Origin of the sequence: Lentzea kristufekii, from assembly GCF_033949925.1 — a bacterium.
GTDB classification, from domain to species: Bacteria; Actinomycetota; Actinomycetes; order Mycobacteriales; family Pseudonocardiaceae; genus Lentzea; species Lentzea kristufekii.
In genome coordinates this window covers 21,950-29,379 of sequence record NZ_JAXAVV010000045.1, presented here as the reverse complement: position 1 = coordinate 29,379, position 7,430 = coordinate 21,950, and the positions used below count along the sequence as shown (strand labels likewise).

Sequence of the window (7,430 nt, the reverse complement as noted above, 5' to 3'; positions counted from 1 at the left end):
TTGATGGCCGCGGACTTGGCGGTCCAGGCCGCCCAGTCCAGCGTCCATTCCCAGTAGTCGTTGTGCGCCGGCCCGTTCGGGTCGGCCAGCCCGAGCTGCACCGAGGAACCCACGACCTCGACCGGGTCACCGACCATCGTCAGGTCGTAGAAGATCTTGGCGTCGGCACCGGACAGGTTCGCGCACCCGTGCGACACGTTCTCCTTGCCCTGCTTGGGGATCGTGTCGTTGTTCTCGTGCACGAACTCGCCGTTCTGGGAGATCAGCACCGCCCAGGTGACCGGGACGTCGTAGTTGTACACGGAGCTCTTCATCCTGCGTGAGGCTTCCTTCTGCTGCACCACGTGGATGCCGGACCGGGTCACCCTGCCCGGGTCGCTCTCCTTGCCGTACGAAGCCGGAAGGTCGTGCAGCAGCACGCCGTCGCGGTAGATCTCGAACCGCTTGGTCTGCGTGTTCGCCTTGGCCACCAGCGCGCGGTCCGCGATCTTGAACTGCGCGTGCATGTCGGCCTTGCCGAAAGCGCCCCCGCCGAACGGCACGCCGTAGATGGCGACGTCGAGGAAGACCTCGGTGTTCGGCTTCCAGTACTCCTTCGGCCTCCAATGCGCCTCGGTGTCGGACAGCCACGCCCACGCGCCCTCGGTCGGCACGGACGTCTTGACGGTCATCGCCTTCTGCACGGAAGCCTTGTCCTGCACGGGCGCGCTGAAGGTCACCTTCATCGGCATCGCGACGCCGTAGGTCTGGTTGTCACCGACGTTCAGCTTCGCGCTGGTGAGCCGCTGCGGCTTGACCGTGCGGAACGACCCGGTGACCGGGACGTCGGTCCCGTCCTCACTCTTGGCCGAGCCGGACCAGGTGTAGGCCTTGTCGTAGGCCAGGTCCTCGGTCGCGACCCAGCGCCCGGCGGAGAGTTCCCCCTTCACCACCCGGCCGTCGGCGCCCGTCAGCACGACGGCGGTCAGTGCGCCACCGGTCATTCCGACCTCGAATGGTCCGGCCGGGCTGATCCCCTCGCCCGATGCCGGAGTAACCGTGAGTACTGCCTTCGCCTTCTGCTCCGCGGCCGGCGCAGTGGGTTGCGAACCGGCCCCAGGCGCACCGTCGGGTGCGGCGCTGCAGGCGGTCAATCCCAGTAGTAGAGCCAAAACCAGTGGCCGGAACACGTTTCTCCCCAAGATCCCCTCGTCCAACGAACATGAGGACGCGCGGCGGTGGAACACGTTGCTCGGCAAATCGCGATCACCCACCCGGACCAGCGGATTTACTCCTGTTGAGGCACCCGACCGGCCGGTAATGACCTGTAGTGCTATGACCAATCACACGTTAGGCTGACCCGCGCAGGCCGTGGTTTCTGTGTTCGTGCTTCACACGCTCGCGGAACGACACGCGGGCGTGCGGTGCGCTCTCAGCGAGTTTGCCTAACGCCCCCGGGACGGCCGGGGTTGCACGGTGCAGCCCCAAGCTTTCCTGCGATGGAGGCAGGTACATGGCACAGGGCACTGTCAAGTGGTTCAACTCCGAAAAGGGCTTTGGTTTCATCGCCCAGGACAACGGCGGCGCTGACGTCTTCGTCCACTACTCGGAGATCCAGGGTCAGGGTTTCCGCACCCTGGAGGAGAACCAGCGAGTGGAGTTCGAGGTCGGCCAGGGCACCAAGGGTCCGCAGGCCCAGAACGTCCGCGCGGTCTGAGGTTTGTAATACGCCGCAATTGAGTCGTACGCGAGAAGGACCCTCGACCGGGCTCGGTCGAGGGTCCTTCTTCGTCTTCGCTCCGGGCTAGTGGCCGCGCTGGCGCGCTTCCCACTCCAGGCGCTGCATGACCCATTCCGTGGCGAGAGCCTGCGGGGAGGTCTGGCGCTCGGCAGCCAGTTCCTTGAGCTGCTCGTTCGCCATGAGTTGCAGCCTCAGCTGGTACACCTGCGCGCTGCCGAAGCCCGAGGCGGTGGTCTCGTTGTCCGCGTCCGGGGCCAGGGCGGCCAGGTAGGAGGTCAGCTCGTCGTCGTGCGACGTCTCCGGTTGCTGCGGGTCGTCCGCAGGGCGGTGACGGCCGGACTTGGAGCGTCCGAGGGATCCGATAGGCACCGGGACACGATAACGGCTCGGTCACGGAAGCCAAACCCCTGTGAGCCGGGTCACCCCAAGGTGTAAATGGGTCTACTCAGAGTGGATCTCCGGTGAGCGCCTGCCCGAGCAGGCTGACGCCGAGCCGTGGAGCTGCGGAGGCCCCCGCGCCAGGGGGAGGAACGCGGGGGCCGGAGGGGATCTCCACAGGCGCTGACCGGGGGTGTGTCAGCTTTTGGATTGTTGCACGCGCACGCGCTCGTTGGGGAGTGTTCGCAACGAGATTCTTATGCTGCCGATGGACGGAAACCCCGCAGTCGCAAGCTGTTGGTAACAACGAACACGCTGCTGAAGGCCATTGCGGCGCCCGCGATCATGGGGTTCAGCAGACCCAGGGCCGCGAGTGGAAGTCCAGCGACGTTGTAGGCGAACGCCCAGAACAGGTTTCCCTTGATCGTGCTCAATGTCTTGCGGGACAACCGAATCGCGTCCGCCGCCACCCGCAGGTCGCCGCGCACCAGCGTCAGGTCGCTCGCCTCGATCGCGACGTCGGTCCCGGTTCCCATGGCCAGCCCCAGATCCGCGGCCGCGAGGGCCGGCGCGTCGTTCACGCCGTCGCCGACCATGGCCACAACTCGGCCCTGTGCCTGGAGATTCCGGATCGCTTCGACTTTGCCGGACGGCAGGACGTCGGCGATGACCTCGTCGATGCCCACCTCGGCCGCGACCTCGGCGGCCACGGAGGCGTTGTCGCCGGTCAGCAACACCGGCCGCAAACCGAGTTCCTTCAGTTCCTGAATCGCTTGTGCGGACGTGGGTTTCACGACGTCCGCCACGACGATGGCGCCGACAACCTTGTCATCAAAGGAAACCGCGACAACAGTCCGAGTTGTGTGGGCAACAAGGGCCTCAGTCAACTCCTGCGGAAGAACGACGTTCCGCACCCGGCCGACGACGACGCGTCGGCCTTCGACCGTTCCGCTGACGCCCACGCCGTCCGTGGAGGCGAAGTCCGACACCGGAGGAACGTCGTCGGCCTCGCGGACGATCGCCGCGCCGATCGGGTGTTCGGACGCGTTCTCGACGGCCGCCGCGAACCGCAGCACCTCGCCGGGGTCCACCCCCGCCGCGGGGATCACGTCGACCACCGTCAGTCGGCCGGTCGTGACGGTGCCGGTCTTGTCCAGCACGACGGTGTCCACCCGCCGCGTCGACTCGAGCACCTCGGGACCCTTCACCAGGATGCCGAGCTGCGCGCCGCGGCCGGTGCCCACGAGCAACGCCGTCGGTGTCGCGAGGCCCAGGGCACAGGGGCACGCGATCACGAGCACGGCCACCGCCGTCGTCACCGCGAACTCCAGCGGCCGCCCGGCGAGCAGCCACGCGCCGAACGACGCCAGCGCGATCAGCACGACGACCGGGACGAAGACGGCGGACACCCGGTCCGCCAGTCGCTGCACCTCCGCCTTGCCTGCCTGGGCCTGCTCGACCAGCCCGGCCATCCGCGCGAGCTGCGTGTCCGAGCCGACGGAGGAGGCCTCGACGACCAGCCTGCCGCCCGCGTTGACGGTCCCGCCGACGACCTGATCGCCCTCGCCGACCTCGACCGGCACCGATTCCCCGGTGACCATCGAGCGGTCCACAGCCGACCTGCCGTCGACCACTAGGCCATCGGTGGCGACACGCTCACCCGGACGGACCACGAAGCGTTCGCCGGCCCGAAGCAGGCCGATCGGCACGCGGGTCTCCACGCCGTCGCGCAGCACCGCCACGTCCTTGGCGCCGAGCGCGAGCAACGACCGCAGGGCCGCACCCGCGCTGCGCTTCGAACGGGCCTCCAGCCAGCGCCCGAGCAGCAGGAACACGGTCACGCCGACCGCGACATCGAGGTAGATGTCTCCGGAGGTGGTGGGCCGCGGCAGCAGGCTGAACTCGTGCCGCATGCCGATGACGCCGGCCTCGCCGGACACCAGCGCGTGGAGCGACCAGAGGTACGAGACCGTGACGCCCATCGACACGAGGGTGTCCATGGTGCTGGCGCCGTGCCGGGCGTTGACGAAGGCCGCGCGGTGGAACGGCCAGCCGCACACCCACATGACCACGCTCGCCAGCGCCAGCGACACCCACTGCCAGGTCGGGAACTGCCACGCCGGGACCATCGAGAACGCGATCACCGGCACGCCGAGCACCGCGGCGAGGGTGACCCTCAGCCGCAGTTCACCGGCCTCGTCCACGTCGGGAGCCGCGGGCCGGGGCTCCTCCGCGTCGTAGCCCGCCGCCCGCACGGTCGACACGAGGTCGTCCACCCGCAGGTTGTCCGGGAACTGGACGCTGGCCTTCTCGGTCGCGTAGTTCACGGTGGCGGAGACGCCGTCGAGCCTGTTCAGCTTGCGTTCGATGCGGTTCGCGCAGGAAGCGCACGTCATGCCGCTGATGCTGAGCTCGACGTGGCGAGGCTCGGTCGTGGTCATGCGACCTGGTACCCGGCCTCGGTGACGGCGGCGACGACCTCGGCGCGGTCGAGCTCGCGGTCGCTGGTCACGGTGACCGCGCCGGTCTCCAGGACGACGTCGACACCCGTGACGCCCGAGACCTCGGTCAGCTCCTCGGTGACGGAGCTGACGCAGTGGCCGCAGGTCATGCCGGTGACGGTGTAGGTGGCGCTGACGGACATCGGAGCCCTTTCTCTCTTCGGGGCTCCGATTCTATACCCCCCTGGGGTAAGCGCTCTACTGAGGACTGTCGGGTTTGGGCTGGTCCAGGTTCTGGATGTCGCTCTCGATCTTGTTGACCAGATCGTCGAGGCCCTCGAGCATCTTGTCGAGCTCGGCCATCCGCGAGCCGAACGCGGACTCGATGTCGGCGTCGATGGTGTTCAGATCGATGCCGCTGAGCGCCTTGAAGATCGCTTCCTGATCTGCTGGAGGCGGTGGCTGGGACGCGTTTTGGCCCTCTGCATCGGGGGAAGGCTCCGGCGTGGGGTCGGTCATCGGTCCATCATCCACTGGCCAGTTCCTCACCGGTACGCACGGCACCAGTACAGAAAGTAACGCTGGGTGTCGGTGGAATCACTCTGCGGGGGGCTGCGGTCGTTGTCCCAGGTCGCTTAGCCTCGCGCCAACCTCAAGTCGGGGAGGGTGCTCATGAGCGGGTCACTGGAAGTGCGGAACTTCCTGTTCACGCAGGACGACGGCATGTCGCGACAGGGCGGGCCGAACGTGCCGGCCCAGCGCAACGGAGAACCCTCGCGGATCTCCGACGAACAGGTCCACCGGGCCAGGCTCGCGGTCGCCAGGAGCGCACTGGGGACCGAGGACTGCCGGATGCTGCTGGACATGCTGGGCCTGTCACCGGGCGAGGACGGCGGGTTGCCTCCGGTGCAACGGTGACCGTCGTGCGCACGCAAAAGCGGCCCTGACTCCAGGCGCGCACCCCCCGGAGCGCGTCTGCAGAACAGGGCCGCATCTCGAAACATACCCACGGGTCTCTTTAGCGGCAACGGCTAACCTTCACCCATGCCCCAGCAGGACCGGGCGTACGCGACACGTGAGGCGATACTCCACGCCGCGGCGGAGGAGTTCGACCGGCTCGGATACGAGCGCACGTCGCTGACCGCCGTGCTCGCGCGCGCCGGAATGACCAAGGGCGCGTTCTACTTCCACTTCCCCTCGAAGGAAGCGGTCGCCGATGCCCTGATCGAACGGCAGAGCGAGCTGTGGGCGCAGGTGAGGGAGTCGTGGCGGCTGCGTGCCGTCGACCCCCTGAACGCCCTGCACGGCATGTTCGCCGAGTCGGCCGACCGGATGGCGGCCGACGTGGTGTTGCGCGCCGGTGTGCGGCTCGCCGCCGATCGCGAGGTCGGTTATCCCGGCGTCCCGAGCGCGCACGTGATGTGGGAGAAGCTCATCGCCGCGTACGTGATCGAGGCGGCCGAGCGCGGAGACCTGCGGGCCGGCGTCGATCCGGAGGCCGTCGCGCGCACGTTGTGCAGCGCGGCGCTCGGTTCGAGGTTGATCTCTTCCGCCACCACCGCGTGCGCGGACTTCCCCTCGCGGATCCGCGAGGTTCTGGGGCACGTGTTGCCCAGCGTCGCGTCTTCCGGCTGGAAGTTGTCTGGATCACAAACTGCTTCTGAACCGGCGTGACGGGCCCGAACAGCCCTGATCAGGCATTTGTTGATCTGGGCGATCCGGCCCGGAAGGGGGTTTCAGCAGGTCAGCGCATAAGTGGGACCCCCGTTTTGGAGGTGCGCGGACCTATGGCATATGCTTACGATGCTTCCAGAGACCAGCTAGTCCCCATCATCTAGCGGCCTAGGATCCCGCCCTTTCAAGGCGGTCGCGCGGGTTCGAATCCCGTTGGGGGCACGCAGTAAAGTACGGTACGGTAAGACAGCACGAAGCAAGGCCCAGTGGCGCAGTTGGTTAGCGCGTCGCCCTGTCACGGCGAAGGTCGCGGGTTCGAGTCCCGTCTGGGTCGCTTTCTTTCTCATGGCCAGGTAGCTCAGTTGGTACGAGCGACCGCCTGAAAAGCGGTAGGTCGGCGGTTCGACCCCGCCCCTGGCCATACCTTCTTCGAAAGAAGCCCCACAGAGTTTTCTGTGGGGCTTCTTTCGTCATGCGCTGAAGGTGATTCGGGCGATCGCCTGGTCGTCGTGCGTTTTGTAGCGGGGCCAACGCAGGTGCTCCGAATCACCGCGTTCTGCATCGCGGATTCGGTCGAGCACTTGACCGAGCGGCAATTGCTCCAGGTCCTCCCAGGAGAAAAGCCCGTACTCGGACACTCCACAGGAGACACCGTCCGTGAGAGCGATCACACTCTCGGTCTCGTCGCGGCGCCAGGTCGCCGTCAGGGCCTGGTGTCCCGCAACGGGATCGGCCTCCGCGACCCAGTAGCCGCCCGGTTTGTTCTTCCACCTGAGGATGTCGGGGTCGGGCCGGAGGTCCTCGAGCCTGGTGTCCTCGAGCACTCGGGTCGACTGTCCGAACGCGACAACCGGGGTGTCGCACAGCACGAGCGCCTCGATCGTGTCGTCGTTCCAGCGCACCATCGACGCGGTCGCGGCGGGTGAGTCGCCGGGGACGAGGTCGTGTTCCGCCACGAGGTTCGCGATGGCTCGGGCGAGCAGGTCCGGCAGCGGATCGGTGTCGTCGAGCAGCCGGACCAGTTCGTCGGCGAGTTTCGTGGCGTACCAACCACCGTTGCGATCGGGTGGCCTGGTTCGCGAGGTCACGCCGTCGAGCACGACGACGGCGTTCGGCAGCACGCGGATTCGATCTTCGGTGACTCGGCCCGGAGCCCCCTGCTCGGCGGTCTCGATCTTCACGCCCTCACGGTACGTGTCAACTTCGGTTGACGAATG

At 67.3% G+C, this 7,430-nt stretch carries 9 protein-coding genes and 3 tRNA genes; 6 read left to right on the top strand and 6 right to left on the bottom strand.

The window, feature by feature from the left end; all coding sequences use genetic code 11:
• Positions 1 to 983, bottom strand: a 983-nt coding sequence (locus SK571_RS44795) for a L,D-transpeptidase (protein ID WP_319990192.1), incomplete at its 3' end; no start/stop codon positions are given.
• 509 nt (positions 984 to 1,492) lie between these two features.
• Here SK571_RS44795 and SK571_RS44790 point away from each other — a divergent pair.
• A complete protein-coding gene (locus SK571_RS44790; RefSeq protein ID WP_030477903.1) occupies positions 1,493 to 1,696 on the top strand; it encodes a cold-shock protein in 204 nt (67 codons plus the stop codon).
• A gap of 87 nt (positions 1,697 to 1,783) precedes the next feature.
• Here SK571_RS44790 and SK571_RS44785 read toward each other — a convergent pair whose 3' ends face one another.
• The 4 genes from SK571_RS44785 to SK571_RS44770 all read right to left on the bottom strand — a co-directional run bounded on the left by SK571_RS44785 (position 1,784) and on the right by SK571_RS44770 (position 5,058).
• Complete coding sequence (locus tag SK571_RS44785; protein ID WP_266035609.1) at positions 1,784 to 2,089, bottom strand: hypothetical protein; 306 nt, start codon at positions 2,087 to 2,089, stop codon at positions 1,784 to 1,786.
• Between the two features lie 266 nt (positions 2,090 to 2,355).
• The gene (locus tag SK571_RS44780; protein WP_319990191.1) at positions 2,356 to 4,539 is read right to left on the bottom strand and encodes a heavy metal translocating P-type ATPase; all 2,184 of its coding nucleotides are present in this window, start codon (positions 4,537 to 4,539) and stop codon (positions 2,356 to 2,358) included.
• The gene (locus SK571_RS44775; protein ID WP_030477906.1) at positions 4,536 to 4,742 is read right to left on the bottom strand and encodes a heavy-metal-associated domain-containing protein; all 207 of its coding nucleotides are present in this window, start codon (positions 4,740 to 4,742) and stop codon (positions 4,536 to 4,538) included. Before SK571_RS44775 ends, SK571_RS44780 begins: the two co-directional genes overlap by 4 nt.
• A 55-nt stretch (positions 4,743 to 4,797) precedes the next feature.
• A complete protein-coding gene (locus SK571_RS44770) occupies positions 4,798 to 5,058 on the bottom strand; it encodes a hypothetical protein (protein ID WP_030477907.1) in 261 nt (86 codons plus the stop codon).
• 153 nt (positions 5,059 to 5,211) lie between these two features.
• Here SK571_RS44770 and SK571_RS44765 point away from each other — a divergent pair, with 153 nt between their 5' ends.
• From SK571_RS44765 to SK571_RS44745, 5 genes are all read left to right on the top strand, one after another.
• Entirely contained in the window at positions 5,212 to 5,457 is a 246-nt protein-coding gene (locus tag SK571_RS44765; protein WP_319990190.1) for a hypothetical protein, read from the top strand.
• 126 nt (positions 5,458 to 5,583) lie between these two features.
• Positions 5,584 to 6,213, top strand: a complete 630-nt coding sequence (locus SK571_RS44760; protein WP_319990189.1) for a ScbR family autoregulator-binding transcription factor — start codon at positions 5,584 to 5,586, stop codon at positions 6,211 to 6,213.
• A gap of 149 nt (positions 6,214 to 6,362) precedes the next feature.
• Positions 6,363 to 6,435 (top strand) — tRNA-Glu (locus SK571_RS44755).
• 38 nt (positions 6,436 to 6,473) lie between these two features.
• A tRNA-Asp gene (locus SK571_RS44750) sits at positions 6,474 to 6,547 on the top strand.
• 13 nt (positions 6,548 to 6,560) lie between these two features.
• Positions 6,561 to 6,634, top strand: a tRNA-Phe gene (locus SK571_RS44745).
• 49 nt (positions 6,635 to 6,683) lie between these two features.
• Here the strand turns inward: SK571_RS44745 and SK571_RS44740 are convergent.
• Positions 6,684 to 7,394 carry a hypothetical protein gene (locus SK571_RS44740; RefSeq protein ID WP_319990188.1) on the bottom strand — a complete coding sequence of 237 codons (711 nt, stop codon included), beginning with the start codon at positions 7,392 to 7,394 and terminating at the stop codon, positions 6,684 to 6,686.
• Positions 7,395 to 7,430: the final 36 nt, after the last annotated feature.